This window comes from Rhizobium sp. SU303 (assembly GCF_021052345.1).
GTDB lineage: Bacteria > Pseudomonadota > Alphaproteobacteria > Rhizobiales > Rhizobiaceae > Rhizobium > Rhizobium laguerreae.
The window spans coordinates 4,720,091-4,738,268 of the sequence record NZ_CP088095.1 but is presented as its reverse complement, the minus strand read 5'-3'; the positions used below and the strand labels follow the sequence as shown (position 1 = coordinate 4,738,268).

General features: G+C 62.5%; 14 protein-coding genes and 1 tRNA gene. 7 read left to right on the top strand and 8 right to left on the bottom strand.

The window, feature by feature from the left end; translation table 11 throughout:
- Window positions 1-26: 26 nt before the first annotated feature.
- Window positions 27-102: transfer RNA gene (locus RlegSU303_RS23165), tRNA-Ala, on the bottom strand.
- 149 nt (window positions 103-251) lie between these two features.
- A complete protein-coding gene (locus tag RlegSU303_RS23160) occupies window positions 252-635 on the bottom strand; it encodes a TIGR02300 family protein (protein WP_012759632.1) in 384 nt (127 codons plus the stop codon).
- Window positions 636-910: 275 nt separating this feature from the next.
- Here RlegSU303_RS23160 and aroA point away from each other — a divergent pair, with 275 nt between their 5' ends.
- From aroA to rpsA, 3 genes are all read left to right on the top strand, one after another.
- Entirely contained in the window at window positions 911-2,269 is a 1,359-nt protein-coding gene (aroA, locus tag RlegSU303_RS23155; RefSeq protein ID WP_131719773.1) for a 3-phosphoshikimate 1-carboxyvinyltransferase, read from the top strand.
- A gap of 72 nt (window positions 2,270-2,341) precedes the next feature.
- On the top strand, window positions 2,342-2,989 hold the full coding sequence (gene cmk, locus RlegSU303_RS23150) for a (d)CMP kinase (RefSeq protein ID WP_131719774.1): 648 nt from the start codon (window positions 2,342-2,344) through the stop codon (window positions 2,987-2,989).
- A 176-nt stretch (window positions 2,990-3,165) separates the two neighbouring features.
- Window positions 3,166-4,869, top strand: a complete 1,704-nt coding sequence (gene rpsA / locus RlegSU303_RS23145; protein WP_003544285.1) for a 30S ribosomal protein S1 — start codon at window positions 3,166-3,168, stop codon at window positions 4,867-4,869.
- Window positions 4,870-4,943: 74 nt separating this feature from the next.
- Here the strand turns inward: rpsA and RlegSU303_RS23140 are convergent, their stop codons facing one another.
- From RlegSU303_RS23140 to RlegSU303_RS23130, 3 genes are all read right to left on the bottom strand, one after another.
- On the bottom strand, window positions 4,944-6,509 hold the full coding sequence (locus RlegSU303_RS23140) for a hypothetical protein (RefSeq protein ID WP_231283334.1): 1,566 nt from the start codon (window positions 6,507-6,509) through the stop codon (window positions 4,944-4,946).
- A gap of 230 nt (window positions 6,510-6,739) precedes the next feature.
- Window positions 6,740-7,366 (bottom strand): ribonuclease D, encoded by a 627-nt coding sequence (locus RlegSU303_RS23135; RefSeq protein WP_131719776.1) that lies wholly within the window; start codon window positions 7,364-7,366, stop codon window positions 6,740-6,742.
- Between the two features lie 156 nt (window positions 7,367-7,522).
- Window positions 7,523-8,332 (bottom strand): MerR family transcriptional regulator, encoded by an 810-nt coding sequence (locus RlegSU303_RS23130; RefSeq protein WP_131707664.1) that lies wholly within the window; start codon window positions 8,330-8,332, stop codon window positions 7,523-7,525.
- A gap of 168 nt (window positions 8,333-8,500) precedes the next feature.
- On the opposite strand from RlegSU303_RS23130, the gene RlegSU303_RS23125 reads away from it, so the two are divergent.
- A complete protein-coding gene (locus tag RlegSU303_RS23125; RefSeq protein WP_131719777.1) occupies window positions 8,501-9,781 on the top strand; it encodes a 4-aminobutyrate--2-oxoglutarate transaminase in 1,281 nt (426 codons plus the stop codon).
- 66 nt (window positions 9,782-9,847) lie between these two features.
- Window positions 9,848-11,329 (top strand): NAD-dependent succinate-semialdehyde dehydrogenase, encoded by a 1,482-nt coding sequence (locus RlegSU303_RS23120; RefSeq protein WP_131719778.1) that lies wholly within the window; start codon window positions 9,848-9,850, stop codon window positions 11,327-11,329.
- A 56-nt stretch (window positions 11,330-11,385) separates the two neighbouring features.
- On the opposite strand, the gene RlegSU303_RS23115 is transcribed toward RlegSU303_RS23120, so the two are convergent.
- A complete protein-coding gene (locus RlegSU303_RS23115; protein WP_011649924.1) occupies window positions 11,386-11,595 on the bottom strand; it encodes a SlyX family protein in 210 nt (69 codons plus the stop codon).
- A 177-nt stretch (window positions 11,596-11,772) separates the two neighbouring features.
- Between RlegSU303_RS23115 and uxaC the strand changes: the two genes are divergently transcribed.
- Window positions 11,773-13,188 carry a glucuronate isomerase gene (gene uxaC, locus RlegSU303_RS23110; RefSeq protein ID WP_131719779.1) on the top strand — a complete coding sequence of 472 codons (1,416 nt, stop codon included), beginning with the start codon at window positions 11,773-11,775 and terminating at the stop codon, window positions 13,186-13,188.
- On the top strand, window positions 13,185-14,642 hold the full coding sequence (locus RlegSU303_RS23105; protein WP_131719780.1) for a mannitol dehydrogenase family protein: 1,458 nt from the start codon (window positions 13,185-13,187) through the stop codon (window positions 14,640-14,642). The genes uxaC and RlegSU303_RS23105 overlap by 4 nt, the downstream gene beginning before the upstream one ends.
- Before the next feature lie 162 nt (window positions 14,643-14,804).
- Here the strand turns inward: RlegSU303_RS23105 and RlegSU303_RS23100 are convergent, their stop codons facing one another.
- Complete coding sequence (locus RlegSU303_RS23100) at window positions 14,805-17,255, bottom strand: GcvT family protein (RefSeq protein ID WP_131719781.1); 2,451 nt, start codon at window positions 17,253-17,255, stop codon at window positions 14,805-14,807.
- Window positions 17,256-18,131, bottom strand: a complete 876-nt coding sequence (locus RlegSU303_RS23095) for a phosphotransferase (RefSeq protein ID WP_131719782.1) — start codon at window positions 18,129-18,131, stop codon at window positions 17,256-17,258.
- Window positions 18,132-18,178: the final 47 nt, after the last annotated feature.

The following is an 18,178-nucleotide window of genomic DNA, read 5'->3' as shown; positions in this document are numbered from 1 at the left end:
CACGCGAAGCCCGTAAGGGCGAAGCGTGGTGGAGCTAAGCGGGATCGAACCGCTGACCTCTTGCATGCCATGCAAGCGCTCTCCCAGCTGAGCTATAGCCCCATCAAGGTGGTCCGGCTCGAGGCCGGTCCTGGGAATCTCCTCAGGGCGTGCCCTGCGGAGTGGCGGCTTATTACTTCCGGATTCCGGAGATAGCAAGCCTAAAAAATCTGGCCCGGAGAATTTTTTCCTCGCCGGGCCGAAATGCGGTCTCAGACTTCGTCGTCGTCGCCGGTCACGCCGATGATGTCGCTCATGTCGTCATCATCGTCATCTTCGTCGGGTGTGAGGAAGGTATCGTCGTCGTCGTCGCCTTCGATTTCGACATCGTCATCGCCGATATCGGGGATGTCGTCACCGCTGGCGGCGTCATCGGCATCTTCCAGCGAAACCAGTTCGACTTCGGTGTTTTCAGTATCGACTTCCGCGACCTCCTCTTCCTCGGCAACTTCGGCGATCGCCGAGGTTTCTTCGAAGAAGGACAGAGGGTAGGACTTGCCGGTATAAGGAGAGACGATCGGATCCCGGTTCAGATCATAAAACTTCTTGCCGGTTTCCGGATCGGTACGCTTGGTTCCAAGTTCCGCTTTCGCCACTATAAGCCTCGTGTGAATAGCCGAATATGAGATTCGGCAGATGCCGTTCAAGCCGGCGTTCCATCGGAATTTATAAGCCGGTCCCCTTAATCGCTGTGGCTTCCCATGTCAAAGCCAAACTTTGCGATCCGGCCGCCGGGTTTTTGGCAAGCCGACGGATGACCGCCCGGCGCGTTTATGTTAACGAGCCGCAACAGCTGCGGAAGCGGACGGGAATTGCGACCGGCCAAGCCTGTCTTGCGGCGAAAATAGACTGCGTTTGCAAAGGATTACGCATGCTGCACGGCTCTGCGCCAAAGCCCGCCACCGCCCGCAAATCCGCCGGTCTTGCGGGCAGCGTCCGTATTCCGGGCGACAAGTCGATCTCGCATCGTTCCTTCATGTTCGGCGGGCTTGCTTCCGGCGAAACGCGGATCACCGGCCTGCTCGAAGGCGAGGACGTGATCAATACCGGCCGGGCGATGCAGGCGATGGGCGCCCGAATTCGCAAGGATGGCGCGCAATGGGTGATCGACGGCACCGGCAACGGTGCACTGCTTGCGCCTGACGCGCCGCTCGACTTCGGCAATGCCGGCACCGGCGTGCGGCTGACCATGGGCCTCGTCGGCACCTACGATTTTCGCTCCACCTTCATCGGCGACGCCTCGCTTTCGAAACGGCCGATGGGCCGGGTGCTCAATCCGCTGCGCGAAATGGGCGTGCAGGTCAGCGCCTCCGAGGGCGACAGGCTGCCGGTGACGCTCAGAGGCCCGGGAACGCCGAGCCCGATCCGTTATCGCGTGCCGATGGCATCCGCCCAGGTGAAATCGGCCGTGCTGCTTGCCGGCCTCAATACGCCGGGTGTCACCACGGTCATCGAGCCGGTGATGACGCGCGACCATACCGAAAAGATGCTGCAGGGTTTTGGCGCCGCCCTTTCCGTTGAAACGGACAGCGAGGGTGTGCGCACGATCCGGCTCGAAGGCCGCGGCAAGCTCAAAGGCCAGGTGATCGACATTCCGGGCGATCCCTCCTCCACCGCCTTCCCGCTGGTTGCGGCGCTGCTTGTCCCCGGCTCCGACATCACCATCGTCAACGTGCTGATGAACCCGACCCGCACCGGGCTGATCCTGACGCTGCAGGAGATGGGGGCCAATATCGAGGTGGCGAATGCACGTCTTGCCGGCGGCGAGGACGTGGCGGACCTGCGCGTGCGCCATTCCGAACTCAAGGGCGTGACCGTTCCCGAAGATCGCGCGCCGTCGATGATCGATGAATATCCTATTCTCGCCGTCGCCGCCTGTTTCGCCGAGGGCGCGACTATCATGAAGGGGCTGGAGGAACTGCGGGTCAAGGAGTCCGACCGTCTTTCCGCCGTCGCCGACGGCCTGAAGCTGAATGGCGTCGACTGCGACGAAGGCGAGGATTTTCTCATCGTGCGCGGCCGGCCCGACGGCAAGGGCCTCGGTAACGCTGCCGACGGCCGGGTCAGCACACATCTCGACCATCGCATCGCCATGAGCTTCCTTGTCATGGGACTTGCCTCGGAGCATCCTGTGACGATCGACGACGCGGCGATGATCGCGACCAGTTTTCCGGAATTCATGCAGCTGATGACCGGCCTTGGAGCAAAGATCGAGGCGGTGGCGGAATGATCTACCGGCCGCCGCAATTCCGCGAAGCCAAACTCATTTGCCGTTTCGGCGCGCTGTCGCAGGATTGATCACATGACGAACGAGACCTTCACCATCGCCATCGATGGCCCGGCGGCAGCGGGCAAGGGCACGCTCTCGCGCCTCATCGCAGAGCGCTACGGATATCACCATCTTGATACCGGCCTGACCTATCGCGCCACAGCCAAAGCGCTGCTCGATGCCGGCCTGCCGCTCGACGACGAGGCGGTGGCGGAAAAGATCGCGCGAGAGGTTGAACTCGCTGGATTGGATCGCGATATACTTTCCAAACATGAGATCGGCGAAGCCGCATCGAAGATTGCCGTCATGCCGGCGGTGCGCCGGGCTCTGGTCGAAGCGCAACGGCGGTTTTCGGCGAAAGCCCCGGGAACCGTGATCGACGGGCGCGATATCGGCACGGTCGTCTGCCCGAATGCGGCGGTGAAATTCTATGTAACGGCGTCGCCGGAAGTCCGCGCAAGACGCCGTTATGACGAGATCCTCGGCAAAGGCCTGACCGCGGATTTCGATGCGATCTTCGAGGACGTCAAGCGGCGCGACGAACGCGACATGGGACGGGCCGACAGCCCTTTGAAACCAGCTGATGATGCGCACTTGCTTGATACGTCGGAAATGAGTATAGAGGCCGCGTTTCAAGCTGCTCAATCGATCATCGATGCGGTCTTGAGCCGAAATGCCTAAATTCAAGCGATTTTGCGTGCTCTGAGCATGGATCGCTTCTAATACAGCAAGCCTGAAATTCCGTCCAAGCGCCGGATTGCCTTCGTAAGAGAAGGCGGACTGGGTTCAGGCCCGTTCAACGCAAACCAACCGGCGCGTACGTGTCCGCTTCCGTTTTAGGACACGCAGGAGATTTTATGTCAGTAGCTACCCCCTCCCGCGAGGATTTCGCGGCTCTTCTCGAAGAGTCCTTTGCCAAGAACGACCTGGCCGAAGGCTATGTCACCAAGGGCATCGTCACGGGCATCGAGAAGGACGTCGCCGTTGTCGACGTCGGTCTGAAGGTTGAAGGCCGCATCGCGCTCAAGGAATTCGGCGCGCGCGCCAAGGACGGCCTGTTGAAGGTCGGCGACGAAGTCGAAGTCTATGTCGAGCGCATCGAAAACGCGCTTGGCGAAGCCGTTCTGTCGCGCGAGAAGGCTCGCCGCGAAGAAAGCTGGGTCAAGCTCGAAGCCAAGTTCGAAGCTGGCGAGCGCGTCGAAGGCGTGATCTTCAACCAGGTCAAGGGCGGCTTCACGGTCGACCTCGACGGTGCGATCGCCTTCCTGCCGCGTTCTCAGGTCGATATTCGCCCGATCCGCGACGTGACCCCGCTGATGCACAACCCGCAGCCCTTCGAAATCCTCAAGATGGACAAGCGCCGCGGCAACATCGTGGTTTCGCGCCGTACGGTTCTGGAAGAATCCCGTGCCGAGCAGCGTTCTGAAATCGTTCAGAACCTCGAAGAAGGCCAGGTTGTCGACGGCGTCGTCAAGAACATCACCGATTACGGTGCGTTCGTTGACCTCGGCGGCATCGACGGCCTGCTGCACGTCACCGACATGGCATGGCGCCGTGTGAACCATCCGTCGGAAATCCTGAACATCGGCCAGCAGGTCAAGGTTCAGATCATCCGCATCAACCAGGAAACCCACCGTATCTCGCTCGGCATGAAGCAGCTCGAGTCCGATCCGTGGGATGGCATCCAGGCCAAGTATCCGGAAGGCAAGAAGATTTCCGGTACCGTTACGAATATCACCGACTACGGTGCATTCGTCGAGCTGGAGCCGGGCATCGAAGGCCTGATCCACATCTCGGAAATGTCCTGGACCAAGAAGAACGTTCACCCCGGCAAGATCCTGTCCACGAGCCAGGAAGTCGAAGTCGTCGTTCTCGAAGTCGATCCGTCCAAGCGCCGTATCTCGCTCGGCCTCAAGCAGACGCTGGAAAACCCGTGGGCAGCATTCGCCCGCAGCCATCCGGCCGGCACTGAAGTCGAAGGCGAAGTCAAGAACAAGACCGAATTCGGCCTGTTCATCGGCCTCGACGGCGATGTCGACGGCATGGTGCACCTCTCCGACCTCGACTGGAACCGTCCGGGCGAACAGGTCATCGAGGAGTTCAACAAGGGTGACGTCGTCAAGGCCGTCGTTCTGGACGTCGATGTCGAGAAGGAACGCATCTCGCTCGGCATCAAGCAGCTCGGCAAAGATGCAGTCGGCGACGCCGCTGCTTCTGGCGACCTGCGCAAGAATGCAGTCGTTTCCTGCGAAGTCATCGCGGTAAACGACGGCGGCGTCGAAGTGAAGCTCGTCAACCACGAGGACATCACTTCCTTCATCCGTCGCGCCGACCTCGCCCGCGATCGCGACGAGCAGCGCCCCGAGCGCTTCTCGGTCGGCCAGGTGTTCGACGCCCGCGTCACCAACTTCTCCAAGAAGGACCGCAAGATCATGCTGTCCATCAAGGCTCTGGAGATTGCGGAAGAGAAGGAAGCCGTTGCCCAGTTCGGTTCGTCCGACAGCGGCGCTTCGCTCGGCGACATCCTGGGCGCAGCCCTGAAGAACCGCGGCGGCGAATAAGCCTCACCGCCTTTGAATTGAAGAACCCGCCGGAGCGATCCGGCGGGTTCTTCATTTTCAGGCTTTAAAAAAAGCTATTCCCAGCCGACCATGCGCTGATAGAGGGCATAGACCGGATCGGCGGCCGCGCCTGCCGGCTGATGAGCCACTGGTTCGGAATCGATCATCCTCGGGGTCCTCCGCGCGGGTGCTGCGTCGGTCTCTTCGCCGTCGGGCTCGGCATCCTCGCCGCCGGACTGCGCCTGCTGCTCGTCCTGATTCTGATCCTGTGGGGCGCCGTCGCGATGGTGCTGGTGCTGGTGGTGGGTTTCGCCTGCCTTTTCGTTCGACAGGATATCCTTGGCGAACTGATAGGGCAGCTGGGTGTAGGCAAGTCCCTCCGGCATTCTTGCCGCCAGCGGCACATAGGGGGATTCGATCGTCTCCGGGAGCGGTATCATTTCCGCTTGGGCGGAGACTTCCCTCGGCTGGCGGGTCTCGACAACCAAGGGCGGGATATCCGGCTGCGACGAGCGGAGCGCTGCGGTCTGGCGGACGTCCGGCGCGGCAAGTTCCACCGGCTGCTTAGTCAAGCTCCCGGTCGCCTCGCTGATGACGGCGTCATCGAGGATCGTATCGATTTCCACCGCCGCATCGACGGGAACATCCTCCAGCACGGTTTCGATTTCCTGCTCGCGGATGAGGGTGGCGATCATCTCCGAGGCTTCTTCGGTCATGGAGGCGACGATCCCTGCCCAGTTCCTGGGAATGACGGGATCGGCCTTGTCGGACACTATGCGGGGCTGAACGGCCGATTGCTCCACCGCTTCCTGCGTATCCTCGATTTTGTCCAGATCCGTTGACAATAATTGCTGGGCTTCGATCTCCTGCGGCAGGGATTCTTCCGCGGCGACTTCCGCTGCCGCCACCGGGGCAGGCTGGGCCGGGGCTTCTTCAGGCTGTGGCGTTTCCGGATCGGCGGCCTCGACAGTTTCGGCGATAAGCGGCTCTTCGGCAGTCACGAGCGCTGCAGCCTCGGTCAACGGAGCGACCAATACCGGCACCTTTTCCGCCAGCTGGCGCGTGGCGGCAGTCGGCCTGTTGTCCTCATGCAGCTGGATTTCGGGGCGGGCTTCGGCGCGCATCGGCGAGGCGTCGTTCTGGCCATAGGAGCGCACGACGGCGCGGGCGGCGAGATCGCGATCCTTGTAGCGAACGATTTCCAGATAGGCGACGATGCGGGCGGCTTCCGGGCCTGTCGGGTTTTTCAGAGCTTCGGCAATGGTCCGCAGCGGCAGACCGTGGCCTTGCGCGGTCAGCTGGCGCTCGACCTCGTCGATTCTCGCGGCCGGCAGCCGCCGGATCGTATCGGCAAGCCGGGAGGCGAAGGCAAGATTGCTCTCATCATCTCCACGATCGAGCGAAATCGAGCGGCCTGCCGCGTCGATGACATCAAAAAGGGCTTCGACCATGCGCTCGCGCGCCGCAAGGAGCAGAATGTTGAGCTTGCCGGCAATGGCGGAATTGAGGTCTGCGGCTTCGACGGCGTTGACAGGCGCGGGGGCAATCACCGACTGGCCGAGACCGCCGGCGACGATCGCCGCTGTCTGACCCTGGGACGAAAAGCTTGCATTGGACGCTGCACGAACGGGAGTCAACATGGCATGCTCCTTTCGTAAAGTGACGATGAAAGCAGGCTCTAGAAAAGGACCGCGCTCATCCGGTCCCCTTGCATCCCAGCAGATCCTCCTGTCCGCATGACGCAGTTCCGGCGTCATCGAAATGCATAAAAATTAACGGGAATATTAATAAACAGGCGTTAACGAATCGCTAACGACGCCGGCAAGCCTGCCGCACGGCTATTAACAAACGCAGAATGAAGGCAATTCGCTCAGCTATGGGCGAAGATATCGGCCTCTTCCCAGCCGAGCAGATCGAGCTTGGCGCGGGTCGGCAGGAATTCGAAGCAGGCCGTCGCATGATCATAGCGGCCGTCGCGGATCAGCCGTTCCGTCAGCTTGTCGCGCAACGCATGCAGATAAAGCACGTCGGAGGCGGCATATTCGAGCTGGGCCGGGGACAGCCTCTCGGCTGCCCAATCGGAAGATTGCTGCGCCTTGGAGACGTCGACGTCGAGCATCTCCTTGAGATTATCCTTGAGGCCGTGGCGATCCGTATAGGTCCGGATCAGGCGCGAGGCGATCTTGGTGCAGAAAACCGGGGTCGTCGTGACGCCGAAGGTGTGGAAGAGCACGGCAATATCGAAGCGGCCGTAATGAAAGATCTTCTGATGGGTCGGGTCTTCGAGCAGTGCGACAAGATTGGGCGCCACTTTCTGACCGGCGGCGATGCGGATGATATCGGCGGTGCCGTCACCCGGCGAAAGCTGGACGACGCAGAGCCGATCGCGGCGCGGCACCAGGCCGAGCGTTTCGGTGTCGATCGCAATCGCGCCGGTGTAGCGGGCAATGTCGGCCGCTGAAATATCGCCTTCGTGATAACGTATGGTCGCTGCCATGAGACTGTCTTTCGTTCGATGCATCCCCTACAGCGCCGCACGTCTTTTCGAGAGCCGCAAAGGACGCTCTAGCACTTGAATGGCTGCATAACTTTATGCAGCAGCGCTATAGCGCAAAGACGCAAAATACGAAACCGCTTTCCTGCCGCGGACCGTTCAGAATGTCGGCGGCGTATTGATCCAGAGAAGCACGGTTTCGCCATCGTGGCGGTTGCGCCAGGAATGATCGCGGCGGCTTTCGAAATAGAGTGAATCGCCGGGGCCGAGATCGAAGAACTGATCGCCGTCGAGCACCAGTTCGAGCCGGCCGGACAGAACATGCATGAATTCCTCGCCCTCGTGGCGATAGGCGCCCTCGCTGGCAGCACCCGGCGCCAACACGAAACGATGGCAATCCATCATCCGGCGGCCTTCGGCGAGGAGCTGCACCGCGACACCCGGCGTCGTTTCCGGCCAGGCGCGCCATTCACCAGCGCGCACCAGCGCCGCTACCTCCCCGCTTTCCTCACCCGAGAGGCGCGAGACGGTGGTGCCGTAATACTCCGCCAGATCGTGCAGCGTCTTGAAGCTGACACCCTGCGAGGTGCGCTCCAGCGTCGAGAGCGTCGACGAGGTGACGCCGATGTCGCCGGCCACCTGATCGAGGGTTTTGCCGCTCGCATGGCGCAGGCTGCGCAGCTTGCGGCCGAGGCCGGTATCCTGGCTTGCCTCGGCGCCATCGGCGGAAGGTTCCTCGCTCTCCAGCGCCTCGCGGATTGCCGCGGGATTGAGCCCGCGCTCGACACGATACCAGGAGATGCGCTTCAACCGCGCCACATCGTCGGCGCTGTATTGCCGATGGCCAGTTTCGGAACGACCGGGAACCACCAGACCCTGGCTTTCCCAGAGACGCAGCGTCGAAGCCGAAACGCCCGCCAGCCGCGCGGCTTCCGCCACCTTGTAGCGTACAGGCCCATTATCATCCATGCGAAACTATCTCCGATTCCAATCGCCCCAGAACCTCCATCAAAAAGCGTGATGTTTGAAGCAAAAAATGCCGCTTGTTTTCTTGCAGGAAAAATGTAGGTGTTTTATATATATCTTGCAGAAATTATGCAAGATAGCATTCAAACCCTTTCAGCGCAGGAGCCATCGATGAACGCGACAAGCCTTACCGACCGGAAGAACGCCGCTATTTCACGCGGCGTCGGCATGACCACCCAGATCTATGCGGATCGCGCAGAGAATGCCGAGATTTGGGACAAGGAGGGCCGCCGCTACATCGATTTCGCCGCCGGCATCGCCGTTCTCAATACCGGCCACCGTCATCCCCGGGTCATCGCAGCGGTCAAGGATCAGCTCGACCGCTTCACCCATACCTGCCATCAGGTGGTGCCCTACGAAAGCTACGTCCAACTTGCCGAACGGCTGAACGCGCTGCTGCCTGGCGATTTCGAGAAGAAGACGATCTTCGTCACGACGGGCGCCGAAGCGGTCGAGAACGCCGTCAAGATCGCGCGTGCCGCAACCGGCCGCTCGGCCGTCATCGCCTTTGGCGGCGGCTTCCATGGCCGCACCTTCATGGGCATGGCGCTGACCGGCAAGGTCGTGCCCTACAAGGTCGGCTTCGGCGCGATGCCGGGCGACGTGTTCCATATTCCCTTCCCGGTCGAGCTGCACGGCGTCACCGCCGATCAGTCGCTGGCGGCGCTGAAAAAGCTCTTCGCCGCCGATGTCGATCCGCAGCGCGTCGCGGCCATCATCATCGAGCCGGTGCAGGGCGAAGGCGGCTTCTACTCCGCACCCGCCGCCTTCATGAAGGCGCTGCGCGAGCTCTGCGACCAGCACGGCATCCTGCTGATCGCCGACGAGGTGCAGACCGGTTTTGCCCGCACCGGCCGGATGTTCGCGATGGATCATCACGAGGTGGCACCCGACCTGACGACGATGGCAAAGAGCCTCGCCGGCGGCTTTCCGCTCGCCGCCGTCACCGGCCGCGCCGCGATCATGGATGCGCCGGGACCGGGCGGGCTCGGCGGCACCTATGGCGGCAATCCGCTCGGGATCGCCGCTGCCCACGCCGTGCTCGACGTCATTGCCGACGAAGATCTCTGCAACCGCGCCAACCAGCTTGGCGGACGGCTGAAGCAGCGGCTGGAATCATTGCGCGGGACGGTGCCCGAGATCGTCGATATCCGCGGGCCGGGCTTCATGAACGCCGTCGAATTCAACGACCGGACGACGGGACTGCCGAGCGCGGAATTCGCCAACCGGGTGCGGCTGATCGCGCTCGACAAGGGCCTGATCCTGCTCACCTGCGGCGTCCACGGAAACGTCATCCGCTTCCTCGCGCCGATCACCATCCAGGACGAGGTCCTCGGCGAGGCGCTCGATATTCTCGAGGCCTCGATGCTGGAAGCGAGCGCGGGCAGTTAAGTGCACCCGAACCGGATTCAATGGCTGCCCGCAACCCGGCAGCCGCACTCCCAAGGAGGATATGACATGGCTTTCACCGCCGCACTGACCAGACACGTTGCCTTCTCCTCGCCGTTCCTGTGCGATGCCGGCTATATCAATGGCGTCTGGACGTCAGGCGATGCCACGAGGACTTTCGACGTGCTGAACCCGGCAACCGGCGAGCTGCTCGCCTCGCTGCCCGATATGGGTGCGGCAGAGACACGGGCGGCGATCGACGCAGCCCATGCCGCCCAGCCGGGCTGGGCTGCCCGCCCGGCCAAGGAACGCAGCGCGATCCTGCGCAAATGGTTCGACCTGATGGTCGCCAATGCCGACGAACTCGCGGCGATCCTGACCGCCGAAATGGGCAAGCCGTTCCCGGAAGCGCGCGGCGAGATCCTTTATGCCGCGGCCTATATCGAATGGTACGCGGAAGAAGCCAAGCGCATCTACGGCGAGACGATCCCCGCGCCTTCCGACGACAAACGAATGATCGTCATCCGGCAGCCGGTCGGCGTCGTCGGCACGATCACGCCGTGGAATTTCCCGGCGGCGATGATCACCCGCAAGATCGCCCCGGCGCTTGCCGTCGGCTGCACCGTGGTCTCGAAGCCCGCCGAACAGACGCCGCTGACGGCGATCGCGCTTGCCGTGCTCGCCGAGCAGGCCGGCATTCCCGCCGGTGTCTTCAACGTCATCGTCGGGGTCGACGGTCCGGCAATCGGCCGCGAGCTCTGCGGCAACGAAAAGGTGCGCAAGATCAGCTTCACCGGTTCGACGGAAGTCGGCCGCATCCTGATGCGGCAGTGCGCCGACCAGATCAAGAAGGTGAGCCTGGAACTCGGCGGCAACGCGCCCTTCATCGTCTTCGACGATGCCGATCTTGACGCTGCCGTCGAAGGCGCGATCGCTTCCAAATACCGCAATGCCGGCCAGACCTGCGTCTGTGCCAACCGCCTCTACGTCCAGTCGAACGTCTATGACGCCTTCGCCGCCAAGCTTGCCGCCAAGGTCGCCGAGATGTCGGTCGGCGACGGCTTCAAGCCGGGCGTCGTGATCGGGCCGCTGATCGACGCGCAAGGCCTTGCCAAGGTGGAGGATCATGTCAGCGACGCGCTTGCCAAGGGCGCCAAGGTGCTGACCGGCGGCAAGCGCATCGACGGCGCCGGCACCTTCTTCACGCCGACGGTGCTGACAGGCGTTGCGCGCGGCATGAAGGTGGCGCGCGAGGAGACCTTCGGGCCGGTGGCGCCGCTCTTTCGCTTCGACACGGTCGAAGATGTCATCAACCAAGCCAACGACACGGAGTTCGGCCTCGCCGCCTATTTCTACGCCGGCGATCTGAAGAAGGTCTGGCGGGTGGCGGAAGCGCTGGAATACGGCATGATCGGCATCAATACCGGCTTGATGTCATCCGAGACGGCACCCTTCGGCGGTATCAAGCAATCCGGCCTTGGCCGCGAAGGCTCGCGACACGGCGCCGACGACTATCTGGAAATGAAATATCTCTGCATCGGCGGCGTTTGATCCGCCGCCTCATGGCGCAAGACACCCAACGACACGCGGCATTGCGCCGCGTGTCGTCAATAATGCGGCGGGCGGGTGATCGCTGGCGCGTCCAGCGACTGCTCCTCGAGCGACAGGAAGCGTTCGGTCAGCCGGTCGAGCTTGGTGCGCATCTGCTCGACCGTTTTCCATTGCTCGGCGAGCTGATCGGAAAGCTCTTCGATCGTCTTTGCCTGGTGGGCCAGCATTTCTTCCAGCCGGGTGATGTGGTTCGTCTCGTCGGACATCGATGCTCCTTTGCCGAAACCGGCACAGATGGTTCTCCCAAAGCGGAAATAGGCCGCCTCGTCAATGCTTTCCATGCCCGGCGCGGCCACGCGCAAAACTGTACCGTTTGGTTACTAAAAGACCTTGCCGCGCCTGATGTTGTGGGGTAGGCCGTTATCCATCAGGGAGGAATACTGATGGATGCAGGAAACGGCTTTCTTCATCCGGACCGGCTTTTTCCGGCTGATCCGGCAACACGGACCATCGCGCGAGAGCTCTACGAGACGGTGCGCAATCTTCCGATCGTCAGCCCGCATGGGCATACCGAACCCTCCTGGTTCGCCCACGACAAGCCCTTTGAAGACGCGGCCTCGCTGCTGGTCATTCCCGATCACTATCTCTTCCGCATGCTGCACAGCGTCGGCGTCACCTTGGACGAGCTCGGCGTGCCGCGGCTCGACGGCAAGCCGGTGGCTGAGGGGCGGGCGATCTGGCGGACCTTTGCCGCGCATTATCATCTCTTCCGCGGGACGCCTTCGAGCCTCTGGGTCGACCACGCCATGTCGGCCGTGCTCGGCTGCACCGAGCCGCTGACATCAGACAATGCCGATGCGCTCTACGACCATATCAATGCCCAGCTTGCCCTTCCGGAATTCCGCCCGCGGGCGCTGCATCAGCGATTCGGCATCGAAACGATCGCGACGACGGATGGAGCGCTCGATCCTCTGGCGCATCACCAGAAGATGGCGGCCGACGGCTGGATCGGCAAGGTGCGCACCACCTACAGGCCGGACAGTGTCACCGATCCCGATGCCGTCGGCTTCCGCGACAATCTCATCAAGTTCGGAGAGATCACCGGCGTCGACGTCACGCGCTGGGACGGCCTGATCGAGGCGCATCGGCGCCGGCGCGCCTACTTCCGCCAGTTCGGCGCCACCGCGACCGATCACGGCGTGCCCACGGCCTTCACCGCCGATCTGCCGCTTGCGGAAAAACAGGCGCTGCTCGACAAGGCGCTGAAGGGTCCGCTTTCGGCCGAGGATGCCGAGCTCTTCCGCGGCCAGATGATGACCGAGATGGCCGGACTTTCGGCCGAGGACGGCATGGTGATGCAGATCCATGCCGGCTCGAGACGCAATACCGACAGCGGACTTTTTGCGGCCCGCGGCCCGAATATGGGCGCCGATATCCCCACACCCACGGACTGGGTCGGCGGCTTGAATGCGCTGCTATCAAAATATGGTCACGCACCAGGTTTGCGTGTACTGCTCTTCACGCTCGACGAGACGACCTATGCACGCGAGCTGGCGCCGATGGTCGGCCATTGGCCCTGCCTGATGATCGGCCCGCCCTGGTGGTTCCACGACAGCCCGCTCGGCATCCGCCGTTACCTCGACCAGGTCGTCGAGACGGCGGGTTTTGCCAATATGGCGGGTTTCAACGACGATACGCGCGCGCTGCTATCGATCCCGGCCCGGCATGACGTCTGGCGCCGCGAAGTCTGCCGCTTCCTTGCCCAGCTCGCCGCCGAGCACCGGATTTCCAAGCGCGAAGCCGAGATCGTCGCAGGCGAGCTCTCCTATGGCAATGCAAAGAAGGCCTACAAGCTGTGACCGAACGACTACGGACCCTTTCCGGCCTCGCCCCGACGGCGAAGCTTCCCGCCTATGACCGCAGCCGGCTGAAAAGCGGCATCCTGCATCTGGGTCCAGGCGCCTTCTTCCGCGCGCATTTCGCGCCGTTTACGGATGCTGCGCTCGCAGCCGCAGGCGGCGACTGGGGCATCGAGGTAGCAAGCCTGCGCACGCCCGATGTCGCTGACAATCTGAGCGCTCAGAACGGGCTTTATACGACGCTGATCCGCGACAGCTCGGGCACGACGGCTGAGGTGATCGGTTCGATCCTGAAGGCGCATGTGGCGCCCCGCGATCCGGCTGGCCTGCTGGCGCGGCTCGAAGATCCCGCTGTCCGCATCGTCAGCATGACGGTGACGGAAAAGGCCTATGGTTTCGATCCGTCAACCGGCGGCCTCGATCTGAAGCACCCCGATATCGTCGCCGATCTCGCCAGCCGGCATGCGCCTCGCGGCGTCATCGGTTACCTCGTCGAAGGCCTTGCGCGCCGCCGGCAGAAGGGGATCGCGCCCTTTACGCCGCTCAGCTGCGACAACCTGCCGAGCAACGGCGCGGTTCTGAAACGCCTCGTGCTTGAATTCACCTCGCGCATCGATCCCGACCTGCATCGATGGATCGAAGCGAATGTGCCCTTCCCTTCGACGATGGTCGACCGCATCACTCCGGCAAGCACCGAAGCGACCTATGCCGATGCCGAGCGGCTGACGGGCCGCACCGACATGGCGGCGGTCGAGACAGAGCCTTTTACGCAGTGGGTCATCGAAGATCATTTCGCCAATGGCCGGCCGGCCTGGGAAAAGGTCCGCGGCGCGCTGATGGTCGAGGAAGTCTCGGCCTACGAAAAAATGAAGCTGCGGATGCTGAACGGAGCCCATTCGCTGCTCGCCTACCTCGGTTATATCGGCGGCTATGAATTCATCCGCGACGTGATGGACGATGCAGCCCTGGCAGCACTTGCTTACCGCCACATGCACGCGGCCGCGCGTACGCTCGATCCGGTGCCGGGCATCGATCTCGATGACTATGCCAACGAATTGATAGCGCGCTTTGCGAACAAGGCGATCGCCCATCGCACCTATCAGATCGCCATGGACGGCACGCAGAAACTGCCGCAACGGCTGCTGGAGCCGGCAAGCGAGGCTCTGGCGCATGGCGACAGGGCGGAGACCTATGCGATCGCCGTAGCGGCGTGGATGCGCTATGCGATCGGCGAACACGGAAACGGCGAGCGTTATGAGCTGCGCGATCCAAGGGCTGCAGAAATCGCCGCTCTCATCGCCGATACCCCGCGCACCGGCCTGGCGATTTCGGCGGCTCTTTTCACCCTTCCCGGACTTTTCCCGGCGGCTTTGACAGGCCACCGGGCCTGGACGCAGGATGTGGCTGACAAGCTGGAGATCCTGATCCAGGACGACCGGTTGCCGCTGTTCTGAGGCTCGGAGCCTCTGGCGCAGGCTCTATCTCTTCCTCATCCTGTCCTCTTCCCTCGGGGCACGTCTTGCTCTGACTAGGGAGAGATGGCAAGGCGTTGCTACACGTCCAAGCCGCGACCGTCCTGCTTTGACGCTGAAACACGGCAAACCCAAGTCGTATGGTCAGGCCTTCACTCGCGCCATATCGGGATCATAGAGCGGCGACAGCGATACCTTGCAGGGGATGCGTTCCCGCGCGACATCGAGCTCATAGGTGCCTGAGAGCACGAAATCCTCGGTCACGCCCTCGGGGCTGCGGACGTAGCCATAGCCGATCGGCTTGCCCAGTGTATAACCGAAGCCGCCGCTCGACAGCCAGCCGACGCGCTTGCCGTCGCGATAGATCGTTTCGCGGCCGAGCAGCACGGCATCGGCATCCTCGGGAATGAAGCAGGCGAGGCGCTTCTTGACGCCTCCCGAAAGCTGCTGCTCGATCGCCTCACGGCCGCGGAAGGGAATATTCCTTCGCATCTTCACCGCCCAGCCGAGACCGGCTTCAATAGGCGTATGGTCGGGACCGATATCCGACCCCCAGGCGCGATAACCCTTTTCCAGGCGGCAGCTCTCGATCGCGCGATAGCCGGCATTGACGAGGCCGAGTTCGCCGCCTGATGCCATCAGCACGTCGTAGACCGTGGTCGCATATTCAACGGGAATATGCAGTTCGTAGCCGAGCTCACCGACATAGGTGATGCGCAGCGCCCGCACCGGGCAGCCTGCAATGCCGATGGTCCTGACCTTGCCGAAGGGGAAGGCCGCATTCGAGACGTCGCTACCCGTCACCTTTTCCAGCACGGCGCGGGAATTCGGTCCCATCAGCGACAGCACGGAATAGGCGGATGTGACGTCGACCAGCTCGGCCTGCATCGCCGCCGGGATATTGCGTGCGATCCAGTCGAAGTCATGGGTGGCAAAGCCGGTACCGGTGACGATGTAATATTCGTTCTCGGCGATGCGGGCGACCGTCACGTCGCATTCGATGCCGCCCTTGTCGTTCAGCATCTGCGTGTAGATGAGCGAGCCGACCGGCCTTGCGACATCGTTGGAGGCGATCCAGGACAAGGCTGCCTCGGCATCCCTGCCCTTCAGCACGAATTTGGCAAAGGAGGTCTGGTCGAAGATGACGGCCGCCTCACGCACCGCCTTATGCTCGCGGCCGACGGCGTCGAACCAGTTCTGCCTGGTGTAGCTGTAGATATCCTTCGGCTCCTCGTTGGCGAAGAGATCGGCAAACCAGTTCGGCCGTTCCCAGCCGAGCTTTTCGCCGAAACAGGCGCCCTGCGCCTTCAGCCGGTCATAGAGCGGCGATTTGCGGCAGGGGCGGCCGCTCGAATGTTCCTCGAACGGCCAGGCCATGGTGTAATGTTTGCCATAGGCTTCGAGCGTGCGTGTCCGCACCCAGTCGGTATCGAAATGCGGCCGGCCGAAACGGCGGATATCGACCGGCCAGAGATCATAGGGCGGCTCTCCCTTCGTCACCCATTCGGCAAGCGCCATGCCGGCGCCGCCGGCAGAGGCGATGCCGAAGGCGTTGAAGCCGGCGCCGACGAAGAAATTCTTCAGCTCCGGCGCCTCGCCGAGAATGAAGTTGCCATCCGGCGTGAAGCTTTCCGGGCCGTTCAGCAGCTGCTTGACGCCGACATTTTCCAGCGCCGGAACGCGGCCGAGCGCCTGTTCCATGATCTGCTCGAAATGGTCGAAATTACTGTCCAGCAGCGTGTAGTGGAAACCTTCGGGGATACCGTTTTTCGCCCAGGGGATGGGGTTCGGCTCGTAGCCGCCCATGACGATGCCGCCGACCTCTTCCTTGTAATAGGTCAGGCGATCGGGATCGCGCAGCGTCGGCAGGTTGGAGGGCACGCCGAAGGATTCGGTGATGATGTATTGATGCTCGACGGAGACCAGCGGCACGTTGACGCCGAAGCGGGCGGCGAAGGCGCGCGTCCATTGGCCGGCACAGACGACGACGCGCTCGCATTCGATGCGCCCTTGCGCCGTGACGACGGCACGGATTCTCCCCTTGTCGATTTCAAGGTCGAGGACTTCGGTATCCTCGAAGATCGAAACGCCCGACATGCGGGCGCCCCTTGCCAGCGCCTGGGTGATGTCGGAGGGATTGGCCTGGCCGTCGGTCGGGAGGAAGGCAGCGCCGACGAGATCGTCCACAGTCATCAGCGGCCAGAGATCGAAGGCTTCCTGCGGGGTCAGCAATTGCATTTCGAGGCCGAAGGACTGGGCGGTGGTCGCCTGGCGCCTGACCTCGGTCCAGCGTTCCTCATTGCAGGCAAGGCGCAGGCCACCATTCATCTTCCAGCCAGTGCCGAGGCCCGTTTCCTCTTCCAGCCGCTTGTAGAGATCGACGGAATAGCCGAGAAGCTGGGTGATGTTGGCGCTGGTGCGCAGTTGGCCGACGAGGCCGGCGGCATGGAAGGTGGTGCCCGAGGTAAGCTTCTTGCGCTCCAGCAGGACGGTATCGGTCCAGCCGAGCTTGCCGAGATGATAGGCCGTCGAGCAGCCGATGATGCCGCCGCCGATGACCACGGCTTTCGCCGTCTTCGGTAATTCCTTCGTCATTTATCGGTCCTGTTCAAAGGCTTGATAGGCGCGCTCGAAGCGCGCGAGATTTTCGGCCGTATAGCCGGCGTAATCGAAATCGATGGTGGAATGGATTTCCGAAATCATGCTCCAGAGCGTCTCGCGCAGCAGCGAGGCGCATTTCATCGCGGCGTAGCGCCTGTTGAGATCATCGGTCAGCGGCCGGGCGAAATAGGTCTCCAGCATCGTGTGCTCGGCCGCTTCCGAGAACTCGTTGTTGGAGGCCAATCCGCCGAGATCGAAAAGCGGCGTGTTGAAACCGGCATAGTCCCAGTCGATCAGCCAGAGCCGCTTGCCGTCATCGAGAAAGTTGGCGGCCAGCAGGTCGTTGTGGCCGAAGGCGATCTCGAAAGGCCCTGCCGCTTCTTCCAGCGTCTCAGCCCTGCCGACGAGCCCCTGCAGCAGCGGAAGATAGGCGCTTTCCGACGCCTTCAGATTGGCGGCATAATCTCGGATGACGTGGAAGACCCAGAAGATCATCGCCTGGCCACGGAAATGCCGGGCGATGTCGCGATGGCAGGCACGCACCAGCGGCAAGACCCGGGCGAGCATGTGCGGCGTCCTGATATCCTCCGGCGACAGCGCCCGCGCCTCGATATATTCGAGCACCAGGACGCCCGGCGAATGATGGATGACGGCAGGCGATATGCCGGCCGCATGGGCGGCACGGCTCGCGGCGAGCTCGTTCTGCCTGTTGATGTGATGGATCGGGATATCGGTGCCGAGTCTCACCACGCAACGCGCGACGGCATCGCTGACCAAATAGTTCCTGTTGGTGATGCCGCCTGCTATCGGCGAGATTTCGATCGGCCCCTGCCAGATGCCAAGCGCATGAATCCTATCTTCAGGCGTCATGCTCAACCCCCTTGCGGCCCTTCGTGAAATGATGGGCCAGAGGAGGA

Bases quoted from the DNA above. Each gene is read 5' to 3' on its own strand.
- aroA (WP_131719773.1), top strand. From the start codon at position 911: ATGCTGCACGGCTCTGCGCCAAAGCCCGCCACCGCCCGCAAATCCGCC.
- cmk (WP_131719774.1), top strand. From the start codon at position 2,342: ATGACGAACGAGACCTTCACCATCGCCATCGATGGCCCGGCGGCAGCG.
- rpsA (WP_003544285.1), top strand. From the start codon at position 3,166: ATGTCAGTAGCTACCCCCTCCCGCGAGGATTTCGCGGCTCTTCTCGAA.
- RlegSU303_RS23140 (WP_231283334.1), bottom strand. From the start codon at position 6,509: ATGTTGACTCCCGTTCGTGCAGCGTCCAATGCAAGCTTTTCGTCCCAG.
- RlegSU303_RS23135 (WP_131719776.1), bottom strand. From the start codon at position 7,366: ATGGCAGCGACCATACGTTATCACGAAGGCGATATTTCAGCGGCCGAC.
- RlegSU303_RS23130 (WP_131707664.1), bottom strand. From the start codon at position 8,332: ATGGATGATAATGGGCCTGTACGCTACAAGGTGGCGGAAGCCGCGCGG.
- RlegSU303_RS23125 (WP_131719777.1), top strand. From the start codon at position 8,501: ATGAACGCGACAAGCCTTACCGACCGGAAGAACGCCGCTATTTCACGC.
- RlegSU303_RS23120 (WP_131719778.1), top strand. From the start codon at position 9,848: ATGGCTTTCACCGCCGCACTGACCAGACACGTTGCCTTCTCCTCGCCG.
- RlegSU303_RS23115 (WP_011649924.1), bottom strand. From the start codon at position 11,595: ATGTCCGACGAGACGAACCACATCACCCGGCTGGAAGAAATGCTGGCC.
- uxaC (WP_131719779.1), top strand. From the start codon at position 11,773: ATGGATGCAGGAAACGGCTTTCTTCATCCGGACCGGCTTTTTCCGGCT.
- RlegSU303_RS23100 (WP_131719781.1), bottom strand. From the start codon at position 17,255: ATGACGAAGGAATTACCGAAGACGGCGAAAGCCGTGGTCATCGGCGGC.
- RlegSU303_RS23095 (WP_131719782.1), bottom strand. From the start codon at position 18,131: ATGACGCCTGAAGATAGGATTCATGCGCTTGGCATCTGGCAGGGGCCG.